At 67.3% G+C, this 24,255-nt stretch carries 22 protein-coding genes, 1 tRNA gene and 2 pseudogenes; 11 read left to right on the top strand and 14 right to left on the bottom strand.

Features of this window, described 5'->3' with window-relative positions; translation table 11 throughout:
* From G3N96_RS06205 to G3N96_RS06195, 3 genes are all read right to left on the bottom strand, one after another.
* On the bottom strand, window positions 1–261 hold a 261-nt coding region (locus tag G3N96_RS06205), incomplete at its 3' end, for an RtcB family protein (RefSeq protein ID WP_277399430.1).
* 59 nt (window positions 262–320) lie between these two features.
* Entirely contained in the window at window positions 321–1,463 is a 1,143-nt protein-coding gene (locus G3N96_RS06200; RefSeq protein ID WP_206136659.1) for a slipin family protein, read from the bottom strand.
* Window positions 1,464–1,721: 258 nt separating this feature from the next.
* Window positions 1,722–1,792 (bottom strand) — tRNA-Cys (locus G3N96_RS06195).
* Window positions 1,793–2,127: 335 nt separating this feature from the next.
* Between G3N96_RS06195 and rtcR the strand changes: the two genes are divergently transcribed.
* Window positions 2,128–3,744, top strand: a complete 1,617-nt coding sequence (gene rtcR / locus G3N96_RS06190) for an RNA repair transcriptional activator RtcR (protein WP_206136658.1) — start codon at window positions 2,128–2,130, stop codon at window positions 3,742–3,744.
* Between the two features lie 67 nt (window positions 3,745–3,811).
* Here the strand turns inward: rtcR and G3N96_RS06185 are convergent, their stop codons facing one another.
* The 3 genes and pseudogenes from G3N96_RS06185 to G3N96_RS06175 form a co-directional block, all read right to left on the bottom strand.
* A complete protein-coding gene (locus tag G3N96_RS06185; RefSeq protein ID WP_206136657.1) occupies window positions 3,812–4,399 on the bottom strand; it encodes a nuclear transport factor 2 family protein in 588 nt (195 codons plus the stop codon).
* A gap of 29 nt (window positions 4,400–4,428) precedes the next feature.
* Window positions 4,429–4,563, bottom strand: a pseudogene (locus G3N96_RS06180) (class I SAM-dependent methyltransferase); the annotation flags it as partial.
* Between the two features lie 13 nt (window positions 4,564–4,576).
* A complete protein-coding gene (locus G3N96_RS06175; RefSeq protein ID WP_047851713.1) occupies window positions 4,577–5,203 on the bottom strand; it encodes a LysE family translocator in 627 nt (208 codons plus the stop codon).
* A 172-nt stretch (window positions 5,204–5,375) separates the two neighbouring features.
* Between G3N96_RS06175 and G3N96_RS06170 the strand changes: the two genes are divergently transcribed.
* The 3 genes from G3N96_RS06170 (at window position 5,376) to G3N96_RS06160 (ending at window position 7,822) form a co-directional block, all read left to right on the top strand.
* A complete protein-coding gene (locus G3N96_RS06170) occupies window positions 5,376–6,176 on the top strand; it encodes a helix-turn-helix transcriptional regulator (protein WP_124576179.1) in 801 nt (266 codons plus the stop codon).
* Between the two features lie 135 nt (window positions 6,177–6,311).
* Window positions 6,312–6,731 carry an ATP--cob(I)alamin adenosyltransferase gene (locus G3N96_RS06165; RefSeq protein WP_206136656.1) on the top strand — a complete coding sequence of 140 codons (420 nt, stop codon included), beginning with the start codon at window positions 6,312–6,314 and terminating at the stop codon, window positions 6,729–6,731.
* Between the two features lie 95 nt (window positions 6,732–6,826).
* Window positions 6,827–7,822 (top strand): LysR family transcriptional regulator, encoded by a 996-nt coding sequence (locus G3N96_RS06160; protein ID WP_346778879.1) that lies wholly within the window; start codon window positions 6,827–6,829, stop codon window positions 7,820–7,822.
* Window positions 7,823–8,085: 263 nt separating this feature from the next.
* Here G3N96_RS06160 and G3N96_RS06155 read toward each other — a convergent pair.
* Window positions 8,086–8,995: pseudogene (locus tag G3N96_RS06155) on the bottom strand (LysR substrate-binding domain-containing protein).
* A 108-nt stretch (window positions 8,996–9,103) separates the two neighbouring features.
* Between G3N96_RS06155 and G3N96_RS06150 the strand changes: the two are divergent.
* Together G3N96_RS06150 and G3N96_RS06145 are read left to right on the top strand one after the other, a co-directional pair.
* A complete protein-coding gene (locus tag G3N96_RS06150; protein ID WP_089474327.1) occupies window positions 9,104–10,186 on the top strand; it encodes a tartrate dehydrogenase in 1,083 nt (360 codons plus the stop codon).
* Window positions 10,187–10,414: 228 nt separating this feature from the next.
* Window positions 10,415–11,725 carry an MFS transporter gene (locus G3N96_RS06145; protein WP_206136655.1) on the top strand — a complete coding sequence of 437 codons (1,311 nt, stop codon included), beginning with the start codon at window positions 10,415–10,417 and terminating at the stop codon, window positions 11,723–11,725.
* Between the two features lie 77 nt (window positions 11,726–11,802).
* Here G3N96_RS06145 and G3N96_RS06140 read toward each other — a convergent pair whose 3' ends face one another.
* The 5 genes from G3N96_RS06140 to G3N96_RS06120 form a co-directional block, all read right to left on the bottom strand.
* Complete coding sequence (locus G3N96_RS06140) at window positions 11,803–12,597, bottom strand: polysaccharide lyase family 7 protein (RefSeq protein WP_206136654.1); 795 nt, start codon at window positions 12,595–12,597, stop codon at window positions 11,803–11,805.
* 341 nt (window positions 12,598–12,938) lie between these two features.
* Window positions 12,939–13,436, bottom strand: coding sequence for a shikimate kinase (locus G3N96_RS06135; RefSeq protein WP_206136653.1), 498 nt, complete (start codon window positions 13,434–13,436; stop codon window positions 12,939–12,941).
* Window positions 13,437–13,657: 221 nt separating this feature from the next.
* On the bottom strand, window positions 13,658–14,992 hold the full coding sequence (argG, locus tag G3N96_RS06130; RefSeq protein ID WP_021157353.1) for an argininosuccinate synthase: 1,335 nt from the start codon (window positions 14,990–14,992) through the stop codon (window positions 13,658–13,660).
* A gap of 328 nt (window positions 14,993–15,320) precedes the next feature.
* Window positions 15,321–16,391: an FUSC family protein gene (locus G3N96_RS06125; RefSeq protein ID WP_206136652.1), complete on the bottom strand. Its 1,071-nt coding sequence runs from the start codon at window positions 16,389–16,391 to the stop codon at window positions 15,321–15,323.
* A 163-nt stretch (window positions 16,392–16,554) separates the two neighbouring features.
* Entirely contained in the window at window positions 16,555–18,087 is a 1,533-nt protein-coding gene (locus tag G3N96_RS06120) for a sensor domain-containing diguanylate cyclase (RefSeq protein WP_206136651.1), read from the bottom strand.
* On the opposite strand from G3N96_RS06120, the gene G3N96_RS06115 reads away from it, so the two are divergent.
* From G3N96_RS06115 to G3N96_RS06095, 5 genes are all read left to right on the top strand, one after another.
* Window positions 18,078–18,269 carry a hypothetical protein gene (locus G3N96_RS06115; protein ID WP_206136650.1) on the top strand — a complete coding sequence of 64 codons (192 nt, stop codon included), beginning with the start codon at window positions 18,078–18,080 and terminating at the stop codon, window positions 18,267–18,269. The genes G3N96_RS06120 and G3N96_RS06115 overlap by 10 nt on opposite strands.
* Window positions 18,270–18,679: 410 nt before the next feature.
* Window positions 18,680–20,215, top strand: a complete 1,536-nt coding sequence (locus tag G3N96_RS06110; RefSeq protein ID WP_206136649.1) for an amino acid permease — start codon at window positions 18,680–18,682, stop codon at window positions 20,213–20,215.
* Between the two features lie 264 nt (window positions 20,216–20,479).
* On the top strand, window positions 20,480–20,725 hold the full coding sequence (locus tag G3N96_RS06105; protein ID WP_043178075.1) for a DUF3717 domain-containing protein: 246 nt from the start codon (window positions 20,480–20,482) through the stop codon (window positions 20,723–20,725).
* 250 nt (window positions 20,726–20,975) lie between these two features.
* Complete coding sequence (locus G3N96_RS06100) at window positions 20,976–21,893, top strand: LysR family transcriptional regulator (RefSeq protein ID WP_206136648.1); 918 nt, start codon at window positions 20,976–20,978, stop codon at window positions 21,891–21,893.
* A gap of 109 nt (window positions 21,894–22,002) precedes the next feature.
* Window positions 22,003–22,863 (top strand): alpha/beta hydrolase, encoded by an 861-nt coding sequence (locus G3N96_RS06095; RefSeq protein ID WP_206136647.1) that lies wholly within the window; start codon window positions 22,003–22,005, stop codon window positions 22,861–22,863.
* Between the two features lie 37 nt (window positions 22,864–22,900).
* Here G3N96_RS06095 and G3N96_RS06090 read toward each other — a convergent pair whose 3' ends face one another.
* Complete coding sequence (locus G3N96_RS06090) at window positions 22,901–23,254, bottom strand: hypothetical protein (RefSeq protein ID WP_124576190.1); 354 nt, start codon at window positions 23,252–23,254, stop codon at window positions 22,901–22,903.
* Window positions 23,255–23,541: 287 nt separating this feature from the next.
* Window positions 23,542–24,162 (bottom strand): TetR/AcrR family transcriptional regulator, encoded by a 621-nt coding sequence (locus G3N96_RS06085; protein WP_206136646.1) that lies wholly within the window; start codon window positions 24,160–24,162, stop codon window positions 23,542–23,544.
* Window positions 24,163–24,255: the final 93 nt, after the last annotated feature.

Below are 24,255 nucleotides of genomic sequence, written 5' to 3'. Positions count from 1 at the left end.
CGCGGCCATCATCCCGCAGCCGATGTCGACGCCGACCGCGGCCGGAATGATCGCGCCCTTCGTCGGGATCACGCTGCCGATCGTCGAGCCCTTGCCGAGGTGGACGTCCGGCATCACCGCGACGTGGCTGAAGATGAACGGCATCTGCGCGGTGTTGCGCAGTTGCGCGCGCGCTTCGTCTTCGACGGCCACGCCTTGCGTCCACATCTTCACCGGCTTGCCGTTCGCCAGTTCCATGACCTGGTAATCCAATTCACTCATGTTCATCACCTTGCTGCTTCGTTCAGGAGCCACGGCGCGCGTGCGCCGTGCCCGGTCATTCATGACGCGCCCTTGATGCTGACGAGTCCGTTCAGCACCTGGTCGAGACCGCCGAACACCGAGATGCGGTCGATCCGTTCCGCGACGCGCTCGAGCGTTTCCAGCTCCTTGAGCCGCAGCGCGGTGGGGTTTTCTTCCATCACCTTCGCGGTGTTCAACAGCGAACGCGTGGCCGCCGTTTCCTCGCGGCGGCGAATCACGTTTGCCTGCGCGGATTTCTCCGCCTCGACCACCTGCGCGAGGATCGTCTTCATGTCGCCCGGCAGCACGATATCCTTCACGCCGACGCTGCGCACGTCCACCCCCGAATGCTCGAGACGGGCACGCACCTGTGCGATCACGACGTCGTCGATCGACTGCTTGTCTTCCAGCAGTTCGTCGAGCGAGCGCGTGCCGACGGCCGATCGCAGCGCGAACTGCAGCTCGCGATACAGGTGCTCGACCGGCTTCTGCAGCTGGCCGAACGCATGCAGCACGTCCGCATAGCACCACGTCGCCGACAGGTTCAGCCGCAGCGCGACCTTGTCGCGCGTCAGGATTTCCTGTCCGCCGACTTCGATCGCCTGCAAACGCAGGTCGACGAGTTCGACCGCGACGTCGCGGTTGAAGCGCCAGAACGCCGCGACGCCCGCGTCCAGCAACCGCTCGATCTTGCCGTCGATCTTCAGCACCCCGACGTGGTACGCCGGCACCTGCGCCAGCAGCACGCCCGTCAGGCCCGCCACGCCGCGTGCACGCAGCGCCGGTTGCGCGATGCGCTTCACGAGCGCGGCCGGCAGCCGGCTGTCCTGCGCGAGATCGACGCGCTCGAGGCGGTGCGCGGTCAGGCCGCGCCAGTACAGCCGGCGCGTGCCCGGCGCCAGGATCTCGACGAGCACGTCGTCTTCGTAGCGCAGGCCCGCTTCATCGTCGGCGAGATCCATCGCGACGAAGTGCTGCGCGAGCACGTCCGGCGCGTCGTGACGCAGGTAATCGGCCAGTGCCGCGTCGGCGAGCGGCGCGTCGAGACGCGCGGTCTGCACCGACAGGCGCTTGAACGGATCGAAGGCCTTGAACACGCCCGGTTCAAGCACCTTCACGAAATCGCCCTCGTTCATCAGCAGCGCGCGTTCGTTCTTTTTCACAACATGTCGCATCCACATATTCTTGTCCTTTTCTTCATTGACCGCCGGGTGACACGCATCGTGCGGATCGCGGGGCGACGCAACCGGGCGGGCGGCGCGCCGGCCCGGCATCGAAGTGCACGGCGACGCATCCTGCATGGCGTCGTCGTGCGCGTTCGCGCGGGCCGTGCGGCCGTCCGGCCGATCGCGCGGAACCGCAACCGGTCCGACGCGCGGCGGGCCTTGCGGCCCGCACCGGCGGGTACTGCTTCCATCAAGAGACTGTCCTTGCGGACAGTGTTCGAGCGGGATTCGAACCCGCTACACACCGGCTTGCGCCGGCTGCTCTACCTATGAGCTTCCGAACGGAGGGCGCCCCGGGACTCGAACCCGGGCGAAGCGCCTTGCGCGCCCGTTTGCCTTCGTCTGTCCATGGCGACATGCGCTGCCGCGACGAACCAGGTTCGGCGGCGGCGCACCAGCAGGGCTTGGTGAACCCTGGCTCGTGGGCCAGCGGGACATCCGGCGCTTTCTATTTAGCGAGGAGCGTGCCAGCGGGTGGCTCGATGCTCGGGAAAAAACTCAAGCCGTTGAAGTAAAAGGGGAAATTGTTTTTTTTGGCAGGTCGGGCTTGAATATCCGCTGGTGGCTCGATCCGGAAGATTCGATACAATCGGATCGCTTCTTATCCGATGAGATAAACATGCGAAAGACTGTTGCGATCGGTTTTCTCGGTACCGTGCTCGACCAGGGCGGCGGCTCGCAGCGCCGCTGGCGCCGCTGGCGGCCGACGATTTCGCTGTGCGAGCAGCGCGACACGCCGATCGACCGGCTCGAACTGTTGCACGCGCCAAACCACGCGCGTCTCGCGGGCCGCGTGAAGCAGGATCTCGAACGCGTGTCGCCGCACACCGACGTGCGGCTCATCCCGATGGAGATTCGCGATCCGTGGGATTTCGAGGAGGTCTACGCCACGCTGCACGATTTCGCGCGCGCGTACCCGTTCGATCTCGACCGCGAGGACTACCTGATCCACATCACGACGGGCACGCACGTCGCGCAGATCTGCTGGTTCCTGCTGGCGGAGGCGCGCTACCTGCCCGCGCGTCTCGCGCAGACGGCGCCGCCGCAAAAGACCGACGAAGGACCGAGCGGGCCCGGCACGATGTCGGTGATCGATCTCGACCTGTCGCGCTACAACCGCATCGCCCAACGTTTCACGCGCGAACGCGACGAAACGCTGTCGTTCCTGAAGGCCGGCATTGCGACGCGCAACGCGCGCTTCAATGCGCTGATCGAGCAACTGGAGCGCGTGGCCGTGCGTTCGCGCGCGCCGATGCTGCTGGTCGGGCCGACGGGTGCCGGCAAGTCGTTTCTCGCGAAGCGCGTGTACGAACTGAAGCGCGGCCGTCATCGGCTCGCGGGGCCGTTCATCGAGATCAATTGCGCGACGCTGCGCGGCGACGCGGCGATGTCGACGCTGTTCGGTCATGTGAAGGGCGCGTTCACGGGCGCGCAGTCGGCGCGGGCCGGGCTGCTGCGCGCGGCGGACGGCGGCTTGCTGTTTCTCGACGAGATCGGCGAACTCGGGCTCGACGAGCAGGCGATGCTGCTGAAGGCGATCGAGGAGAAGCGTTTCCTGCCGGTCGGTGCGGACGTCGAGGCGACCAGCGATTTCGAGCTGATCGCGGGCACGCACCGCGACCTGCGGCAGATGGTGGCGGCCGGCACGTTCCGCGAAGATCTCTACGCGCGGATCAACCTGTGGACCTACGAACTGCCGGGGCTGGCCGAGCGGCGCGAGGACATCGAGCCGAACCTCGAATTCGAACTCGACCGTTTCGGCCGCGAGCAGGGCGAGCAGGTGCGGTTCAACGTCGAGGCGAAGCGGCGTTATCTCGCGTTCGCCGCGTCGCCACGCGCGGCGTGGGCCGGCAACTTCCGCGAGCTGTCCGCGTCGGTCACGCGGATGGCGACGCTGGCCGATGCGGGGCGGATTACCGAAGCGCTCGCCGAGCAGGAAGTCGAACGGCTGACGCGTACGTGGTCGTCACCGGGCGACGCGGGTGCGTCCGATGCATGTGTCGACGCGGTGTTCGGTGCGCGTGCGGCGGAACTCGATCTGTTCGACCGTGCGCAGCTCGAACGCGTGCTCGATGTTTGCCGAGTGTCGGCAAGCTTGTCGGAGGCGGGGCGCACGCTGTTCGCAGTGTCGCGGCAGAGCAAGAAGCAGCCGAACGATGCAGACCGGCTGCGCAAGTATCTCGCGCGGTTCGGGCTGGATTGGGACGGGGTGCGGCTGGTGCTCGACGGGGCATGACGAGTACGGTGTCGCGGGCGCCGCGTGCAGCCGGAGTGCGCGGTACGCGACCATTGATCGGGAAGGGTTACGCCGCCGCAGCCTCGTGAAACGGCGCCAGGAATGCCCATTCCGGCTGCGCAGCTGCCACATCCGCCAGCCCGCGCGCGAATGCGTGCGCCGGTAGCCACGGATAGCCGAACGCCGCATGCAGTGCATCGAGCTTCACCGACTCCGGATCGTCGATCGTATCCATCCGTTCGATATGAATATGCAGCGCGGCAATCCGCGCGGCGCCTTCGCTTTCGCCGTTGCCCGCGAACTGCCAGCGGTACGTGCCATGCCCGATCCGCAACGCGCCGTTGTCCTTCTGGCGCATCACGACGAGCCACGACATCCTGCTGGCACCCTGTGAGTCGACTTCGGGTGCCGCGCAGACGTAATAGGTCCGGCACCGTTCGAACCGCTCGCCGAATTCCTCGACCAGCGTGCGCGCAATCGCAGCCGCGCCCGTCACGCGCGGCGGAAAATCGATATCGTCGTTCGCGAGCGAAAAGCTCAGCTCGGCATCGGCCGCGAAGCAGTCGGCGATCAGTGCGGGCCGGTTCAGGTCCTTCGCACGCAGATAGCATTCGAGCAGCGCGCGAACCGATGCGGGATGAAGCGGAAAGGGCATGGGTGAAGCCTCCTGTGTCGGGAAATCGGGCGTTGCCGCGCGGCACCGATCACGGATGCGTAGAACGCGAAGTCCTGGTCGCCCGCGTTGAACAGGTCGTAGAGCGCGACGAGGCGCGGGTCGGTGTAGAGGGTTTCGCCGGCGGGCGCGGCGGCAGACGTCATGCGGCCGCGCGTGTCAGCGCTGCTGCACCGCCACGCGCAGCCCCAGCGCAATGAAGATCGAGCCGATGATCTTGCCCTGCCAGCGGGTGAGCCACGTGAGCCGCTTCACGATGCGGCCGAGCGGGCGGATCGAGCATGCGATCAGCGTCGTGTAGAGCGAGCTGAGCACGACGAAGATCAGCCCCAGCACCGCGAACTGCACGAACGTCGAGCCGCGTTCCGGATGCACGAACTGCGGCATGAACGCGAGGAAGAACAGCGCGGTCTTCGGATTCAGCACTTCGGCGGGAATCGCCTGCAGGTACGCCTTGAGCGGCGTGACCGGCGACACGCTCGGCAGCGACGGATCGGACGGCTTCTCGATCAGCGCGCGCACGCCGAGATAGATCAGGTACGCGGCGCCGACCACCTTCACGACGTTGAACGCGAGCGCCGACGTCATCAGCAGCGCCGACAGGCCGACGGCCGCGAACAGCGTGTGCACGAAGTCGCCGCTGGCGACGCCGAGGCCGGTCAGGATGCCGGTCCTGCGGCCGCCCTGTACGGTGCGGCTCAGCACGAGCAGCACGGCGGGGCCGGGAATCAGGAACAGGCCCAGGACGACGGCCGTGAAGGTGGTCAGCGTGGTCAGGTCGAACATGACGGCTCCGGCAGGTGGGCCCAGCGGCGGGGGATCGGGGCATTGTATTCGTTTCGCCGCCCGACTGCAGACGCGGCCCGGGCAACCGCACGGCCGCACCGGCGCCTTTCTGGTATAAGCACGAAAGGACGCGCGGGCAGCGCGTCCGGCTTCCTCCATCGTCCATCGTTTCATGCGCGAGCTTCCACCGACCACCGATCCCGCAGCGGATGACGAATTCTTCCACGTACCGCGTCCGCTCGTCGTGTTCGGCGGTTCGGTCGTCGAGCCCGAATGGCGACTGGAGCGGCACAGCCATCCGCAGGCGCAACTGCTCTATACGCTGAGCGGCGTCATCTACTGCGAGGTCGACGGCGGCGTGTGGAGCGCGCCGCCGCAATGCATGGTGTGGATTCCCGGCGACGTCCCGCATTCGGCGCGCGGCTCGGCCGGCGCGACGTTCTACGCGGTGCTGGTCGAACCCGACGCCGCGCTCGACCTGCCGGTGCGCTGCTGCACGCTGTCGGTGTCGCCGCTGCTGCGCGAGCTGCTGCTGAAGGCAGCGAGTTTCCCGAACCTGTACGACGTCGACGGGCCGCAGGGGCGATTGATCGCGACGCTGCTCGACGAACTCGTCGCGGCGCCGGTCGAGGATCTGTACCTGCCGATGCCGGCCGACCGGCGGCTGCGCAAGCTGATCGACCATCTGCTCGACGATCCGGCCGACAAGTCGCCGCTGCCCGAACTCGCGCGACGCGTGGGCATCAGCGAGCGCAGCCTGACGCGGCTCGCGGCGAAGGAGCTCGGGATGAGCCTCGGCGACTGGCGCCGGCGGCTGCACGTCGCGCTGTCGCTGCGGATGCTGACGACCGGCCGCCGCGTGCACCAGATCGCGATCGATCTCGGCTACGAGAGCGCGAGCAGTTTCGTGACGATGTTCCGCAAGGCGACCGGCAAGTCGCCGACGCAATTCCTGACCGACCGGCAACGCTGAACGATGAAGGCCGCACCGCACCGCACCGCCACGCGTGCGCGGTTGGCCGGATTGAACAAGCGGTTGGCCGGCACGATAAATGACGCCGCAGGCCTCGATCCATAAAATGAGAATCGTTCTCATCTGGAGGCCGACATGCAAATCGTCACGACTGAATTCCCGTTTGTCTGGTTGCGTTACACCGGTTCGACGTACACCGATCCCGCCCGCCTGATTGCCGAACTCGACGCGTTGCTGGCGCGTCGCGAACCGTTCGTTCTTCTGACCGACGACGCGCCGTCCGGCGACGATCGCGGCGCAGACGATCACGAACTGCGCAAGCAGCTCGCGAAGTGGAGCAAGGCCAACCGCGCGCTGTCGCGCGAATGGATCCCCGCGATGATCGCGATCGAACCCGACGCAGCGCGGCGTGTGGCGCTCAACGCATTCTCGGGTGCGTTCGAGAAGGTATGGGGCTATCCGCTGAACGCGGCAGCCACTCGCGACGACGCGCTCGCGCTGGCGCAGCAACTGCTCGACGAACCGGCGCGCGGCGCCGTGGCGGCGAACGGCTGAAGCCACGCTGCCGCGCCGGCGGCGCGGCGTTCTTCGATACGCGTGCACGGCACGCAAGCGCGCCGCGGCATGCGGCAAACATGCAGGGGTGTCCGGTGGACAATCCGATCCGCGCGATGCGCATCTTCACGCGCATCGTCGAAATGAACAGCTTTACGCGTGCGGCGCAGGCGCTCGGCATTTCGCGCGCCACCGCGACGCGGACCGTGCAGGAGCTCGAAACGGCGCTCGGCATACCGTTGCTGGTGCGTACGACGCGCGCGCTGCGGGCGACGCCGGAAGGCGACGCGTATTACCGGCGCTGCGCGCGCATCACGGCCGATGTCGACGAACTCGAAGCCAGCATCCGCGGCGCCGCGCTGCGTCCGAGCGGGCCGCTGCGCGTCGAGCTGCCGGCGGCGGTCGCGGACGCGATCGTGCTGCCGGCGCTCGGCGCGTTTCATGCGCGGCATCCCGATCTGGTGCTGACGTTGGGTGTCTCCGGCCGCGCGGCCGATCGCGTCGGCGATGCGATCGACTGCAGTGTCCGGCTCGGCGACCTGCCCGATTCGTCGCTCGTCGCGCGGCGGCTCGGGATGCTCGAGCGCGTGACGTGCGCGAGCCCTGCGTATCTCGACCGCCACGGCGTGCCGCGCACACTCGACGATCTGGGCTCGCATCGCGCGGTTGGCATGTCGTCCGTGCCGGGGCAGCGCACGGCCGAACTCGATTTCCTCGTCGATAGGGCGGTGCGCAAGGTGCGGATGGACGGGATCGTCAGCGTGGACGACGAGCCGGCGTATCTGGCGTGCGGCATGCACGGCCTCGGGCTGATCCAGCCGCCGCGCGTCGCCGCGCAGCCGCTGATCGACGCGGGGCGGTTGCGGGAAGTGCTGCCGCGCTGGCGGCCCGACGCAATCGCGGTGTCGGCCGTGTATGTGAAGCGGCCGCATGTGTCGCCCGGCGTGCGCGCGTTCGTCGACTGGATCGGCGAGCGTTTCGAGGCGGCGGTGAGCGGCCATGCGGGCATGATCACCGCACGGGTGTGGCGGCCGACGGCGGGCGCCGCGGACAGGGTTGATCAGGTGGACGCCCGGATGGCCGCGGCTTGATCGGCAAGTGTCGAGTCAGGCGCGCTCAACGGTTCGCAATTGTCGTGGGTGCGCGTGCTTGACCGACGAGATTGCGCAAGCGGATCGATGATCCCGCCGGGTTGCCGTGGCGAAGCGGCCGGCGGCGGCCGGGCGCGGCCGGCTCATATGACAGTGTCGATATCCTGGCGATTTTTTGACGAAGTAGCTGAAATAGTGGCGCTTTTGACCGAGCCGCACGTTGGTCTCTGCCGAATCGACGGACGTCGTTTCGTGCGTCCCGATCACTGCCCCAGCTCGTCCGCCAGAAAATCGACGAACGCCCGAATCCGCGTGGACATCTGGTGACGCTGCGCATACACCGCATAGATGTCGGCGCTCGGCGTCTCGTAGTCGGGCAGTACGACCACCAGGCGGCCGTCGGCGAGATAGTCGCGCAGATCCCATTCCGCACGCATCAGGATCCCGTGGCCGTCGAGCGCCCATTTCACGGCGATCTCGCCGTCGTTCGTCGTCAGGTTGCCGTTGATCCGCACGGCTTCCGTTTGGCGCGCCGTGCCGCGCCCGCTCGTCAAGCGCCAGATTCCGTAACCTTCGTCCCCCTGCCGGATGCCGATGCAGTTGTGCCGCGTCAGGTCGTGCGGCGTCGCCGGTGTGCCGTGCCGCGCGAGATACGCCGGCGCCGCACACAGCAGCCGGCGGTTCGGCGCGAGCCGCCGCGCGACGACCCGCGTATCGGGCGGCTCGCCGAAGCGGATACACACGTCGAATGCGTCGTCGGTGAGCGGCGGCGGCATGACCGACAACTGCAGTTGCACCGACACCTCCGGATAGCGCGCGACGAAGCGCGAGATCGCGGGGCCGACCTGGTTGCGTCCGAAGCCGAGCGTCGCGTTCACGCGCAGCAGCGCCCTTCGGGCGCTGTTTCGCGCTGCCGAGCAGTTCGCCGAGTTCGTCCATCTGGTCGAGGATCCGGCGCGCGTAATCGAGATACACGTCGCCCTCGGGCGTCAGCATCATCCGCCGCGTCGTGCGGTTCACGAGCGTCACGCCCGCGCGCCGCTCCATCTGCGTGAGCCGCTTGCTGACGGCCGCCGCGGTCAGCCCGAGTTCGCGCGCGGCCGCGCTCAGGCTGCCCGACGCGGCCAGCGTCGAGAAGAAGCCGAGATCGGCCGGCTGAACGGTATCCGCCATGACGGGATTCGTGAATTAAAGTTAAAGACGCTTTGAGTCTAGCACCGGTTCCCGCACTTCTGGTTCGGTAAAGTGCCTTCACGCTGACGATCAATCGAGGATGTGCGCATGAAGACCTACCGTATCGCAACGATTCCCGGCGACGGGATCGGCAAGGAAGTGGTGCCTGCGGGCAAGCAGGTGCTGGAAGCGCTGGCCCGCGGCAGCGACCGCTTTGCGTTCGAGTTCGAGGATTTCGACTGGGGCGCCGATTACTACCGCCGGCACGGCGCGATGATGCCGGCCGACGGCCTCGATGCACTGCGCGGCAAGGACGCGATCCTGTTCGGCTCGGCGGGGGACCCGGACGTGCCCGATCACGTGACGCTGTGGGGGTTGCGCCTGAAGATCTGCCAGGGCTTCGACCAGTACGCGAACGTGCGCCCGACGCGCATCCTGCCCGGCATCGACGCGCCGCTGAAGCGCTGCGGGCCCGACGACCTAAACTGGGTGATCGTCCGCGAGAACTCGGAAGGCGAATATGCGGGCGTCGGCGGCCGCGTGCACCAGGGCCATCCGATCGAGGCCGCGACTGACGTGTCGATCCTCACGCGTGCCGGCGTCGAACGCATCATGCGCTTCGCGTTCCGGCTCGCGCAGTCGCGCCCGCGCAAGCTGCTGACCGTGATCACGAAGAGCAACGCGCAGCGGCACGCGATGGTGATGTGGGACGAGATCGCGAAGCAGATCGCGCAGGAATTCCCCGACGTCACGTGGGACAAGGAGCTCGTCGATGCGGCGACCGCGCGCATGGTCAACCGGCCGGCGTCGCTCGACACGATCGTCGCGACCAACCTGCATGCGGACATCCTCAGCGATCTCGCCGCCGCGCTCGCGGGCAGCCTCGGCATCGCGCCGACCGGCAACATCGATCCCGAGCGCCGCTATCCGTCGATGTTCGAGCCGATCCACGGCTCCGCGTTCGACATCATGGGCAAGGGGCTCGCGAATCCGGTCGGCACGTTCTGGTCGGTCGTGATGCTGCTCGAGCACCTCGGCGAAACGGCCGCCGCCGCGCGGGTGATGCAGGCGATCGAGGCCGTGACGGCCGACCCGTCGCTGCATACGCGCGACCTCGGCGGCAACGCGACGACCGCGCAGGTGACGGCGGCTGTGTGCGAGCGCGTTGCGAACGCGGCGGTCGCCGCCTGACGACAAGCGCGGCGATGGGTGGGCGGGCCGCGACATAGCGGCCAGCGGCGGCGCGCGAGCGCAACCGGTTACCGGGCGTCGCCCGTTCATCGTCCCCGGATTTTCCTGCCCCGCGACTCGCGCGCCCGACGCGAGCCGGGCGCGCCGGCCCGCGCGCTTCGTCGCAGCGCCGGCGAGCATTCAATCACCGAGCACGACTCGGCGGCTCGACCTCGAAGGAGGAGACACATGCAAGCGGATCTGGAAACCCGCGTCGCGCGGAAACTGATGTGGCGCATCATTCCGTTCGTGATGCTGCTTTACTTCGTCAGCTTTCTCGATCGCGTCAACGTCGGCTTCGCCGCGATGACGATGAACAAGGCGATCGGCCTGTCGCCGACCGCGTTCGGGTTCGGCGGCGGCCTGTTCTTCATCGGCTACTTCCTGTTCGAGGTGCCGTCCAACCTGATTCTTCATCGCGTCGGCGCGCGCATCTGGATCGCGCGCGTGATGATCACGTGGGGGATCGTGTCGGCCGTGTCCGCGTTCGCGGCCGGGCCGACGAGCTTCTACGTGCTGCGCTTCCTGCTCGGCATGGCCGAAGCCGGGTTCTTCCCCGGCATCATCCTGTACCTGAGCCTGTGGTTTCCCGCGAAGCAGCGCGCGGTGGCCGCCGCGTGGTTCATGGCGGCCGCGCCGATCTCGACCGCGATCGGATCGCCGCTGTCGGGCGCGATCATGCAGATGCCGCCGATGTTCGGGCTCGCCGACTGGCAGATGCTGTACATCGTCGAAGCGCTGCCGGCGGTCGCGCTCGGCTTCGTCGTGCTCAGGTGCCTGACCGACTCGCCGTCGAAGGCCGCGTGGCTGCGCGCGGACGAGCGCGACTGGCTGGTCGCGAAGCTGAAGGTCGAAGCCGATGCGCGCCACACGCATGCCGGGCATACGGCCGGCGCGTGGCAGGCGCTGCGCGACCCACGCGTGCTGGCGCTCGCGCTGATCTACTTCGGCACGTCGGCGGGGCTGTACACGCTCGGCCTGTGGGCGCCGCTGATGGTCAAGCAGTTCGGCTTCACCGCGCTGCAGACGGGCCTGCTCACCGGGATCCCGAGCATCGCCGCCGTCGTCGCGATGATCGTGTGGGCGCGGCACTCGGATCGTACCGGCGAGCGCACGTGGCACGTCGTGATTCCGTGCGTGCTCGCATGCATCGGCTTCGTGTTCGCGGGGCAGGCGAGCACGGCGCTGCTGACCGTGCTCGCGCTGGTGGTCGTCAACATCGGGATCAGCGCCGCGAAGGCGCCGTTGTGGGCGATGCCGAGCGCGTTCCTGTCCGGCGCCGGCGCGGCGGCGGGCATCGCGATGATCAACTCGATCGGCAATCTCGGCGGGTTCGTCGGGCCGTTCGCGATCGGCTGGCTGAAGCACGCGACGGGCGGGTATGCGGCGGGGCTCTACGTGGTGGCGGGCACGCTCGCGGTGTCGGCGGTCGTCACGCTGATGTTGAGCCGCAAGGGTGCGAAGGAAGCCGTCGTGCCGGGGGTGCGGCATCACTCGTAGGCTCGACGCTTGCATCGAAACGCCGGACGGTTGCATATGACGTGCGCCCGTCCGGCTTCATGCATCGAGACGCGCGATCAGCTGTGCGTGAGCGTCAGCGCATAGAATTTCACGACGGTGCCGGGCGTCGTCAGCGGCGTGCCGGACACGGCTGTCTGGTCGTAGTCGCCCGCCTTGAAGTAGAAGCTCTCGCCGTCGAAGCTCGAATCCATCGTGAAGGTCTTGGTCGTGCCGTTCGCGGTGACGGTGATCGTCGTGCCGCTCAGGCTCAGCGCGTAGCTGAACTGCTTGCCGACGCCGACCGTGGTGATCGGCGTGGTGGTCGACTTGCCGCCCTGGTTGGTGCTTTCGAGCAGCAGCTGCACGACGCCGCCCGACGTGAACTGCAGCTCGCACAGCGGCTTGCTCGGGCCGGTGCCCTGGAAGATCTGGCCGATCGTCGTGTGGTCGGGCACCTGCGTGACGGCCACCGTCGCATTCAGCCGGTTGGTGCCGGACGTCGGCCAGATCGCGTTCTCGCGCAGTTCGGTGCGCGGATGCAGCGAGCCGGACGTCGTCCAGCCCTGCGTCGGGTCCATCATCACCATCGATCCGTCGCTGCCGTCCGTGTAGAAATACGTCGGGTTCACGTAGCCGCCCGCGAGCGACGAGCCGCTCACCGTGTCGACCTTGCCGGACGAGCCGGTCGGCAACTGCAGCGTGAACGGCGCGAGGTTGAAGTTCGAGCCGGGCGGGTTCGACGGGCTGAGCGCCATCGCGGTGGCCTGCTGGCGTGCGGCGGCGGCCGGCCCGGCAGGATCGTCGCCGCCGCATGCGGACAGGCACGCAATGGACAGAACGGCGACGACGCACGGGATGATCCTGTTCTTCATGGTGTCTCTCTCTGATGGTCCGTGGCTGGGCACCACGTTGTGGATAACGTTTTCCTTTTAAGGCGCGCGATCGTCGAAGCGAGATCGGTTGGCCGTAGAAAGCACTCCAAAATACAGAAAGCAGGTAAGGCTCGAAGACTGGAACGGTGATGCCGGGAATTGCGGGATTCTCAACGCTTGCAATCGGCTTTCCGTGAGTGCGCTCCAGCCGATCGAGGACGATGCTAGCAAGAAGCGCCGGAAGAGTAAACGTTTTCCTGTTCAGGCCGGAGAAGTTGCATTTCGCTGGCTGCCGCGAGGTCTCCGCGCGCCGGCGTGAAGGGTGCGGGCAGGTGTGCCGGTTACGACTCCGTCGCCGCGACGTGTTGCGCGATACGCGCCGCACAAGCATCGGGCGTCGCATCGGACGTATCGAGCACCATCTGGCTGAACGGCCGCGACGCATACCCTTCGCGATACATCTCGGCAATCCGGTTGCGCTCCCAGTCCGTCAGCGCACGCGAGCCGCGATTCGACGACGCGATCGCTTCGGGCGGCGCGAGCGTCACGATGAACAGCCGCGCATCGCGTGCGTCGCAGGCGGCGCGCAGCCGCTCGAATTCGGTTTCGCCGATCGGATAGGCGATGACCAGATGACGCTCACGCGCGTGCGTGATCTGCGTGACGAGACGTTCGAGCGCGATCGCCCACTGCACGTCGAACGGCGCGTCTTCGGGGGCATCGTGATCGTCGCCGTCGATGAAACGCGCGTCGGGCAGCGCGCGAGCGAGCGCAAGACCGATCGTCGTCTTGCCGCTGTTGATCGGGCCGTTCAGGTGGATGACGGTAAGGGCGGTCATGAGTCGGCGCTGGAATCGGAAGACTTGCAGCTTGCCATGACTGGCGCGGCGATGCGGTGCCGTTGGTACGTCACGCGGGGCGATGCGATTGCGGAGGGGAAAGCAGACAGGCAGGGGGAGGCGGAGGGAGTGGCAGGCCGAGTGCGCGAAGAGGATGCGCCCACCCAGCCTGCCCAACCGTACCGCATCCAGCGATGCGGCACGGCGTCGAGCGAAGCGACTTACTTGTCGTCGCCCTTGATCTGCGGCAGCGCCGACGCCTCACCCGGCGTCAGCAGCCCGACTTGCGAGTACACGCGCAGCTTGTCGCGCGTATCGGTGATGTCGAGGTTGCGCATCGTCAACTGGCCGATCCGGTCGCGCGGCGAGAACGTCGATGCCACCTTCTCCATCGACAGGCGTTCCGGCTGGTACGTGAGGTTCGGCGACTTCGTGCTCAGGATCGAGTAGTCGTTGCCGCGGCGCAGTTCGATCTTCACTTCGCCGGTGATCGCGCGTGCAACCCAGCGCTGCGCGGTTTCACGCAGCATGATCGCCTGCGGGTCGAACCAGCGGCCCTGGTACAGCAGGCGGCCGAGGCGGCGGCCGTTCTCGCGGTACTGCTCGATCGTGTCTTCGTTGTGGATGCCGGTGACGAGGCGCTCGTACGCGATGTACAGCAGCGCGAGGCCCGGGGCTTCATAGATGCCGCGGCTCTTCGCCTCGATGATGCGGTTCTCGATCTGGTCGCTCATGCCGAGGCCGTGGCGGCCGCCGATGCGGTTCGCTTCCAGCAGCAGCTCGACCGGGTCGGTGAACTCGACGCCGTTCAGCGCGACCGGCTGGCCGGCTTCGAAGCGCACCGTCACTTCTTCGGCGGCGATCTTCACGTCGTCGCGCCAGAACGCGACGCCCATGATCGGGTTCACGATCTTGATGCCGCTTTCGAGGCTTTCGAGATCCTTCGCTTCGTGCGTCGCGCCGAGCAGGTTCGAATCGGTCGAGTAGGCCTTCTCGGCCGACATCTTGTACGCGAAACCGGCCTGGTTCATGAATTCGGACATTTCGGCACGGCCGCCGAGCTCGTCGATGAACGTCTGGTCGAGCCACGGCTTGTAGATCTTCAGATCCGGGTTCACGAGCAGGCCGTAGCGGTAGAAGCGCTCGATGTCGTTGCCCTTGTACGTGCTGCCGTCGCCCCAGATGTTGACGCCGTCTTCCTTCATCGCGGCGACGAGCATCGTGCCCGTCACGGCGCGGCCGATCGGCGTGGTGTTGAAGTACGTGACGCCGGCCGTCGTGATGTGGAACGCGCCGCTTTGCAGCGCCGCGATGCCTTCGGCGACGAGCTGCGCGCGGCAGTCGATCAGGCGGGCGCCGGCTGCGCCGTATTCGATCGCGCGTTTCGGGATCGCGTCGTAATCGTCTTCGTCGGGCTGGCCGAGGTTCGCCGTGTATGCGTACGGGACGGCGCCCTTGAGTTTCATCCAGTGCAATGCAGCGCTGGTGTCCAGGCCGCCGGAGAAGGCGATACCGACCTTCTGGCCGGTCGGGAGGCTTTCGAGAATCGTGCTCATAGGAATTACCGTGGATTGAAGCCGGTGGGATCGTATTTCGCGGAATATGCGAGTATCGGCTGTCCGGGAAGTTGGGGCAAGGGCTGATTTTCGCGCGGAATCGTCGTCGGGCCTGTCGCGGCGGGCCTGGCGGGCGGTGAGCCGGGTGGAGAACACCCCGCCGGCCGGCACTGGATCGCAGTGAAAACAGGTGCCGATGCGCCCGGCCCCGGGCCGTGTTTCCGGGGCCGGATCGGCCGAACGGCGGGGCTGCCGCCGTCAGGATGCCGATGCGCGATGTCGAAAGGCATATGAAAGGCGAGCTGCGAAGCCCGCATTCCCGCCCGCGTCAGATATTCCACGACTGCGCGGTATCGAGCAGCTTCTCGCGCAACTGGTCGACTTCCCCGGCCAGCTTGGCCGTGATCGACACGTAGCCGGACAACTGCGGCGGCGGCGCGTCGTGCGGCGGGTCGACCGGCCGGCGGCGCGGGGCGAGCCGGCTCGGCGTGCCGAACTTGAGCGCGCGGCTCGCGCCGACCAGCGTGTCGCGGATGCGCCGGTTCACCGCCTTCATGTCGAGCCGCATGTATTCGCGGGCGGCCAGATCGTCGCGGGCCGGCAGCGCGCTCGACAGGATCTCCAGATAACCGATGCACAGGCGCAGGCTGCGCTGGATCGCCTCGAGCTGCATCATCGACGTCTCGCATTCCTTCGACACCGACGGCATCAGCGAGCGAAGCTGCACGAGCAGCGCGCTCAGCGCGGCCATTTCCTTCAGGTGCGCATCGTCGCTGACCTGGCGATCGCCCGCGAGCCGCGCATGCACGGCTGCGCACGCGCGCAGCGCATCGGCGAGCTTGTAGCGCCACGAATAGGTCGCGTAGAGCGGCAGCGCGAACGAGAACGCCAGCGCGATCGCGATGCCGACCAGCACGTTCACCGCGCGCCACAGGCCGTCGACGATCTCGTTGTCGCCGTGCCCGGCGACGATCACCATCGTGATCGCCGACAGCAGCGCGATGTAGCCGGCCTTGCCGATCGCGTGATACGCGCAGATACCGCACCCAATGGCCATCAGCAGGTAGATCGCGAACGGCGCGTGCAGGAACGAGTAGAGGAGGATCAGCCCGAGCCCCGCAAGCGCGCCGATCGACGTGCCGAGCGCGCGCTCGGCCGCCTTCTTGCGGATGTTGCCGTGGTGCTGCAGCCCGCCGACGACGATCAGCACGGTGATCGTCGACCACTCGCCGTGCGGCACGTTCAGGCCGGTGGACAGCGCGATCGACACGAGAATCGCGAGCGAGACGCGCGCCGCATGGATCAGCTTCGCGTGCCGGTAGCGGCGGTACGGCTCGAGCAGCGGGCGGAGCGCGTGGCGCAGGAACGGCGGCAGCCGGGTAGGGAGCGGGGTGGTCATGGCGGAGTTGGAGTGGCCGGAACGCGCACGGCGGCCTGCGCGGGCCGGCGCCGCGCCGCATGCGCAGCAGGTGTCACGCTAACCGAACGCGGGAGGGCTGTCCACGGCACGGTCATCCGGCCCGGCCGGCCGCCGCGCGACTTCACGCCACGTCACGGCGACGTCATGCGCCGGCGGCGCTCGGCTGCGCCTCCAGCACGCGGTTGCGGCCGCCGGACTTCGCGCGGTACAGCGCCTCGTCGGCCCGCTGCAGCAGCGTCGCGGCGTTCACGCGGCCGTCGGCGGCGGTCGCCGCGCCGATGCTCGCCGTGACGCGCCCGTACGGGCTTTTCACGTGCTCGATGTCGAGCGCCGCGATCGCGCGCCGGATGCCCTCGGCGACGGTCAACGCGCCTTGCGCATCGGTGTCGGGCAGCGTGACGACGAATTCCTCGCCGCCGTAGCGCGCGACGTGATCGCTGTCGCGGTGCAGGCAGCGCGACGCGGTTTGCGCGACGCGCCGGAGCACGTCGTCGCCGGCCGGATGGCCGTAATAGTCGTTGAATGCCTTGAAGTGATCGACGTCGACGAACAGCACCGACAGCGGGCGGCCGCTGCGCGACGCACGCTGGGCCTCCTTCGCGAGCACCGTGTCGAACGTGCCGCGGTTGTCGAGGCCCGTCAGCGCATCGGTGTGCGCGAGCCGGTACAGCTTCGATTCGGCGACCTGGCGGCGCTTCAGTTCGCGCGACAGCGCCAGCGACCCCCACGCGATGAACCCGGTGAACAGGCACATCAGCACGACGGTCCAGACCGCGCGGTGGTGCCACGACGCGTAGATGTCGACCTCGGCGGGCGCGACGTCGACGATCAGCGGCAGCGCGGCGAGATGCTTGTAAACATAGATGCGCCGGACGCCGTCGATCGTGCCGACCCCGGCCAGCGCGCCGTCGCGGGCGCGCTGCGATTCGATGAACAGCGGCGAGCTGTGCAGGTCGAGGCCGACCACGTGCGGGTCGTACGGCAGGCGCGACACGAGCGTGCCGTTGTCCTCGACGATCGCCGCGCTGCCGTGCTTGCCGACCGCCAGGCCGTCGAGCAGCGCGCGGAAGTAGTCGATGCTGAGCGTGCCGACGACGATGCCGGCGAACGCGCCGTCGGGCCGGTTGATCCGGCGGCTGAGGGCGATCGTCAAGGCGCCGCCGCGCAGCCGGGACGCATACGGCCGGCTGATGTAGAGGCCCTGGGCGAGCTGGTCGCGATGCACGGCGAAATAGTCGCGGTCGCCGAAATTGCCTTGCCGGGCGGGCGATGCGCTCGAATCGATCACGATATTGCCGTGCGCGTCCATCACGAAGATCGATCCGAGATACTCGCCGGTCGCCGCGCGGTCGAACAGCAGCCGGTGGCGCTGGTGCGGGGGCAGGGCCGCCAGTTCAGGATCGGTAACGCCGTCGACGACGTTCTGCAGCGACAAATCGTAGAGCTCGATATTGCGCGCAATATCGCGCTCGATCAGCAGCATCAGGTTGCGTGCATTTTCGACCGCATGGTCGTATGCATCGCGCCGCGCCTCGATTAAAAGCGACGTGGAAAGCCCCCAGCTGAACATCAGCAGCACGATCCCCGCCACGAGCACGCCGCGGGGCGACAGAATGCGTGCCACGATCGACGCGGTATGGCGACGCAGCGCGGCGGACAGCGTGAGTGACTTCATCCTCGATGGGTGGCGGGCGGCGGATTTTCGCGTCGTTGGCGATTCCGTACGCTGTTTATTTTGAATCGGGGCGCATTATCTCGCGAATTCCGGAGATTCGCGTGCGCATGCAAAACATGCATGCGGATCTGGCGATTCTAAATTGTTACGCATCATTACCGCTTTACACGCGCGTGATTTGATTTGAATCAATCGTCGATATCGATTGTATTGTCTGAATAATCCCGCGATTACCCGGTGATTATGCGTACTGGCGCGGTATCGGGCGGATTGCGACGGGGCAGTTGCGAAACATCGATGGGGTCGGAGAACAGGATAACCATCCATTGAGCAGGTTTTTTGAGTCGACCTGCGACGGGCGGCCCGGTTCGACACGGCCAACCCCTTGATTCTGCGAAGTCTCGGCACCGGCGGCGGGGGACGCCACGTGAGCTGTCCCCGTGACGAATCAGGTAGAATCCGCGCTTCGCCGCAGGCGCCCACCGCGCAACGCGTATCGGGGCCGCATCGAATGCATCGCAGGACGCGCACCGCGCTCCGATTCCGCATGCGCCGGCTACGGATGCCGGCCCGCTCAACGTTCGTCTCGTTTATGTCCGCAATTCCGAAATCCGATCCATCCGGTTCGTCAGCGAACCCACCCAAGCTTCATCGCGCGCTGAAGGCGCGCCACCTGACGATGATCGCCATCGGCGGCTCGATCGGCACGGGCCTGTTCGTCGCGTCCGGCGCGTCGATCTCGCAGGCCGGCCCCGGCGGCGCGATGGTCGCGTACATGGCGATCGGCCTGATGGTCTATTTCCTGATGACGAGCCTCGGCGAAATGGCCGCGTTCATGCCGGTGTCGGGTTCGTTCGCGACCTACGGCGCGAAATACGTGGACGAAGGCTTCGGCTTCGCGCTCGGCTGGAACTACTGGTACAACTGGGCCGTGACGATCGCGGTGGAGCTGGTCGCCGCGCAGCTCGTGATGCATTACTGGTTTCCCAACGTGCCGGGCGTGTGGTGGAGCGCGGCGTTCCTTGGCGTGATGTTCCTGCTCAACGCGCTGACCGTGCGCGGCTTCGGCGAAGCCGAATACTGGTTCGCGCTGATCAAGGTCGTCACCGTGGTCGCGTTCATCGGCGTCGGCCTGCTGATGATCTTCGGCATTCTGAAGGGCGCGCCGAGCAACGGCTGGGGCAACCTGACGATCGGCGACGCACCGTTCGCGGGCGGCCTGCCGGCGCTGATGGGTGTCGCGATGATCGCCGGCTTTTCGTTCCAGGGCACCGAGCTGATCGGCGTCGCGGCCGGCGAATCGGAAAACCCGCGCACGACGATCCCGCGCGCGGTGCGCCAGGTGTTCTGGCGGATCCTGCTGTTCTACGTGTTCGCGATCTTCGTGATCGGTGTGCTGATTCCCTATACCGACCCGAACCTGCTGAAGACGGACGTGACCGATATCGGCGTGAGCCCGTTCACGCTCGTGTTCCGCCACGCGGGCCTCGCGTTCGCGGCCGGCGTGATGAACGCGGTGATCCTGACGGCCGTGCTGTCGGCCGGCAACTCGGGCATGTACGCGTCGACGCGGATGCTCTACAACCTCGCGACCGAAGGCCGTGCGCCGAAGATCTTCGCGAAGCTGTCGCGTGGCGGCGTGCCGCGCAACGCGCTGTACGCGACGACGGCCGTCGGCGCGTTGTGCTTCTTCACGTCGCTGTACGGCGACAAGACCGTGTACCTGTGGCTGTTGAACACGTCGGGGATGACCGGCTTCATCGCGTGGCTCGGCATCGCGGTCAGCCACTACCGGTTCCGCAAGGGCTACGTGAAGCAGGGCTACGCGCTCGACCAGCTGCCGTACCAGTCAAAGTGGTTCCCGTTCGGCCCGCTGTTCGCGTTCGTGCTGTGCCTCGTGATCGCGCTCGGGCAGGACTATCAGGCGTTCCTCGCGAACCGGATCGACTGGGCCGGCGTGGCCGCGACCTACGTCGGCATTCCGCTGTTCCTGGTCGTGTGGCTCGGCTTCCGGTTCCTGAAGAAGAGCCGCTTCGTGCGCTACGAAGACATGGAAATTGCGCCGTGGATCGCCGCGAGCCGTGGCGCGCAGCGGCAGCCGGTGGCGAACCGCGAAACCGCGGGTTGACGCGGGCGCGGCACCTGGCCGCGTGACGTACGACGCAACGGGAAGCCTCGCGCTTCCCGTTTTTTTTGCCCGGCTTTTGCCTGCACGGGGTCAAAGCCGGTTATATTGCCCGACCCTACCGGGCCACGGCCCGGCCGGCGCGAGGCGCGCCGCGCGGATCGGCATCCGGCGCGCGCGACAGGCGGCGGCCGGCGCGATGCCCGGCGTTTTCATCGTTCCATTCGGGCCGATCCGGCCCGCGGAGCGCGCAACCCAGAGGAATCCATGAGCGCATCACCCGCCGAGCGGAAGGCCGGACCCGTTTCCATCGTGCGACTCGAAGCCGCGATCAACGCGTGGCGCGAAGTGTACCCGCCGGCGCCGGACGGCGAGGACGGCTACGCGCTCGACGCCGGCAGCAATTGCCTCGCGGAGCTGTACGGCACGATGATCTGCTACCAATTGCCGGACGTGCCGCTCGACTCGCTGAGCGACGCGCAGCGCGACGCGCTCTACGCGACCGAGGTGTGATGCTCGGCCTACACGGTGCCGCGGCGCGGTATCGGTGAACGAACGGGAAGCGTTGCGGCTTCCCGTTTTGCTTTGCGCGGCGCCCGCCGCCGCTGCGCGCGCCATGCGGCTCGCGCCGGGAGCGGTGCCGGCTGAGGTATCGTGACGGGATCGGGAAGCAGGCGACCGGCAGGGCTGGTGTGGACGGCCGGCGCCCGCGCCGTGCGCGGTGCCGAATCAACATCCGTCGCCTGCCCGGGAGGATTCGAACATGGAGTTGAGACACCTCCGTTACTTCGTCGCGGTCGCCGAAGAGCGGAATTTCACGCGGGCGGCCGAACGGCTGCATATCGCGCAGCCGCCGCTGAGCCGGCAGATCCAGCAGCTCGAGGAAGCGCTCGGCGTGCCGCTGTTCGAGCGCAACGCGCGGCCGCTGAAGCTGACCGACGCGGGCCGCTTCTTCTATTCGCACGCGGTGCAACTGCTCGCGCAGACGACCGAGCTCGAATCGATGACGAAGCGGGTCGGCAAGATCGAGCGCAGCATGTCGGTCGGCTTCGTCGGTTCGACGCTGTACGGGATGCTGCCGAAAATCATCCGGCGCTTTCGCAGCGAATACCCGGCCGTCGAGCTGAGCCTGCACGAGATGTCGACGATGGACCAGATCAAGGCGCTGAAGGAAGGGCGCATCGACGTCGGGTTCGGGCGCATCCGCCACGAGGATCCGAGCGTGCGGCGCGTCGTGCTGCGCGAGGAGCGGATGATCGTCGCGCTGCCGGTCGGCCATCCGCTCGACAGCGCGAAGCCGGTGCTGTCGCTGCACGATCTCGTGAACGACACGCTGATCATCTTTCCGAAGGCGCCGCGCCCGAGCTATGCGGACCAGGTGCTCGCGGCGTTTCACGATCGCGCGTTGCAGCCGCGCAAGATCTACGAGACGCGCGAACTGCAGATCGCGCTCGGCCTCGTCGCGATGGGCGAGGGCGTGTCGGTCGTGCCGCACAGCGTGTACGGGCTGAAGCGCGACGACATCAGCTACAAGCCGCTCGACGACCCGAACCTCGTGTCGCCGATCATCATGAGCATGCGGATGCTCGACGAATCGGAGGATCTCCGCGCGATGCAGGCGCTGATCTACCGGCTGTATGACGAGGCGCAGATGGAGTATCTGCCGCCGCATCCCGAATGAACGCGCGGACGGTGGGGGCTTGCTTGACGCTGTGCGCGGGCGCGGGCCACCATCGCAGGATCCGGTACGGCCGCCGAGGAGCGGCCGCTTTCATGCAGACGACACACACATGACCGATATCCCGATCGAGGAGACAAGCGTCGAGACGCCGCAAGGGCGTCTCTTTGCGAAGCGTTGGCGCGGTGGCTCGGCGCAACAGGCAGCGGGGGCGTCGAATGCAGACGCCCGTGAGCCGGCCGCGCCTACGCCGGCCGCACCTGAGCCGGCCGCACCGATCGTGCTGCTGCACGATTCGCTGGGCTGCGTCGACCTGTGGCGCGACTTCCCCGCGCAGCTCGCGCGCGCCACGCAGCGCGACGTGATCGCCTACGACCGCCTCGGCTTCGGCCGTTCCGATCGGCATCCGGGACAACTCGGCACGACGTTCGTGCGCGACGAGGCCGATCACGCGTTCGCGGCACTGCTCGAACAACTGGGCGTCGATGCGTTCGTCGCGCTCGGGCACAGCGTGGGCGGCGGGATGGCGGTCGGGTGTGCGGCCGCGTATCCGGATCGTTGCCGCGCGCTCGTGACGATCGCCGCGCAGGCGTTCGTCGAGGATCGCACGCTGGCCGGCATCCGCGACGCGGGGCAGCAGTTCGACGAACCGGGTCAGCTCGACCGGCTTGCGCGCTATCACGGCGACAAGGCCGAATGCGTGCTGCGCGCGTGGGTCGACACGTGGCTGTCGCCGGCGTTTCGCGACTGGAATCTCGACGACGACTTGCCGCGCGTGCAATGCGCGACGCTCGCGATTCACGGCGAAGACGACGAATATGGCTCCGACGTGCATCCGAAGCGGATCGCCGCACGCGTCGCGGGGCCGTCGTCGTATCTGTTGCTCGGCCGGTGCGGGCACATGCCGCATCGCGAGCGAACCAGCGACGTGCTGGCCGCCGTGACGACGTTCCTGCGCGACGCGCTCGCCTGAGCGCCGTTGCCACCGGCGGGCAGGTGCCCGCCGGCCATCAGAACGCGAGCTGGATCGCGAGGTCGACCGCGAGCACGGCGATCGAGCAGCCGATCCCCAGGATCACGTTCGGCAGCCGGTGCTCGAAGTCGCGATTGTCGCGACGCATCGCGGCGCCGAGCAGGAAGATCGCCTCGACGACGATCTGCAGCCCGACGAACAGCAGCATCAGCAGATACTCGTAACCCATCTGCTTGAACGCGGCGAATTGCATCCCGTGATCGCGGATCCATTGGCCGACGCGCAGCAGTTCGTATACGAACAGCAAGGCGGGAAACAGGTAGCTGATGAAATAGGTCGGCGCGGTGGCGTGCCGTAGTTCGAGGTGGAAATGCTGATGCGTGGTTGCCATCACGAATCCCTCCTTGCAACGCATGATTGCGGTCGCGACGGCGGCGCGACGACGTGCAAACGAAGGGATTACCCGAAGCGTCGCGCGCGGCCGTACGACATCAGCATACTGCTGCACGGGAAATTTGGCATGCGATGCGTGCGGCCGTCGTAAAAATGCCGCTGCGCCGCGCGATGCCTTCATCGCACCGTATTCGCCGGATGCGCGGCGCCGGCCGCCTCAGTGGCGCTCGCTCCTTGCGCCCGGCGAGCGCCCGACTGGCACCGGCCAACGCTGACCGGCGCCGCTCAGCCTTTCGCTTGAGCACCTTCGACGAACAGCTTCGCGACCGCCTGGAACTCCCGTTTCAGCGACAGCCCCGGCACGGTCAGCCAGCGCAGCATCGCCGCGAGATACAGGTGATGGAACCACGTCGCGAGCTGGTCGGCCCGCAGCGTGCCGTTCAGTTCGCCGGATTGCTGCCCGGCCGCGATCAGTTGCTGCCACACGAGCGCGATATCGCTGCCGTTCTCTCCACTACTTGCCGGTTCGACCGCGCCGATGCTCAGGAAGCGATGGCGCAAATACGCGAGCAGGTACGCGGGATGCTGCTCGCACCAGGCAGCCGACGCATCGAGCACGCAGCCGATGCGTGACGCGAAGGTCTTGCGCCGCGCGACGTCGCGCTGCAGATGCGCGAGATCGCGTGCGAGTTCACCCTCCAGCCAGTGCGCGAGCACGGCTTCCTTCGTTGCAAAGTGGTTGTACAGCGTGCGCTTCGCGACGTCGGCCTGCGCGGCGATCTGTTCCATCGTGACGGCTTCATAGCCGTGCGCGTCGAACAGGCGTGCACCGGTGGCGGCGAGATGCGCGAGCATCTGGATGCGCTTGCGTGCGCGGCGGCCCGGATCGTCGGTCGGAGTCGTCATGGCGGGGGATTGACTGAAAGTGCACGAGTTGCATTAGTATACGACGTGCACTTTTCTGAATCCACCCATTGCCGCCGCGCACGAGGAGTCACG

It is taken from the genome of Burkholderia sp. Se-20373 (genome assembly GCF_017104705.1).
In the GTDB taxonomy this organism is placed as follows: Bacteria; Pseudomonadota; Gammaproteobacteria; order Burkholderiales; family Burkholderiaceae; genus Burkholderia.
Note: the sequence above shows the minus strand (reverse complement) of the source record. Positions and strands in the feature narration are given on the sequence as shown.